At 46.7% G+C, this 1008-nt stretch carries 1 protein-coding gene; it reads left to right on the forward strand.

What is annotated here, in order from left to right:
* The coding region (locus DSM106972_RS10465; protein WP_201800703.1) for a hypothetical protein at positions 1–1008 on the forward strand (1008 nt) is incomplete at both ends.

Here is a 1008-nt window from a genome sequence, read left to right on the forward strand (position 1 = left end):
GAGTGGGGCAATTGTCGATGCTGGTGGTGGTGATGTTGAGATTATCGCCCAGAACAATACTAATTCGATTACTAAAGCAGAGGCGGTACAAGTTGCTAGCCCAGATGGCACACCCCAAGTTGGTGTCGGCGCCTCTGTTGCGATAGATTTCGAGCAAAACCGCGCAGAAGCATCATTACAAGATAACTCCACACTCACAAACGCGGGTAAGTTGACGCTTGCTGCCACCTCAGACAATAGCAGCGCAACAAATGCCAAGGCTGGTTCTGCAGGTAAAATCTCTATCAGTCCCACAGTGGCACTAACAATTGTCAGCAATAATACTTTAGCCACAATAGGTACTGGTGGAACACTGATAGTTGGCAGCTTAGATGCTGTAGCCAAACACTCAGGTAATACAAGTACAACTACTGATGCTGCCGCCGCAGGTAATACAGTCGGGGTTGGTGCAGCACTGTCACTCAACATCGTTGATGACACGACAATTGCAACGACAGCAAGAAACATCACCTCGACAGTAGGTGACATCAGCTTTGGTGCATATGCTTATGCAGCCACAGGCGCGACCGCAAAAGCCGGTGCAGCAGGTGCTGACCCTGATGCTAAAGAAGAAAATGATAGCAACACACCAGAAGATCAAGCTGATCAAAAGCCTAAAAAGACATCTGAAGACCAAGCGAATGAACAAATAGATAGTGTTGAAGACAACCCAAATTCTGCCAAACATAAGGATGGGATTAAAGGCAAGGCGAAAACGAGTAGTGGCTCAATATCAATTGCCGCAGGATTAGCACTTAACCTAGTTGATTCCACTGCCAAAGCATCACTCGCAGATGGTTTAATAATTAACTCTGCTGGCTCATTTAAACTTGCAACATCAAACGAGACAGATGCCGAAGCTATTGCTGATGGTAGTGCGGTTGGTGGGGTATCGGCGATTGGTGTGGGAGTTGCAGTTGCACTCAATATTGTTGATATCACCAACGAAGCCACAATTGGTCAAAGTAC

The organism is Dulcicalothrix desertica PCC 7102 (assembly GCF_003991905.1).
GTDB classification, from domain to species: Bacteria; Cyanobacteriota; Cyanobacteriia; order Cyanobacteriales; family Nostocaceae; genus Dulcicalothrix; species Dulcicalothrix desertica.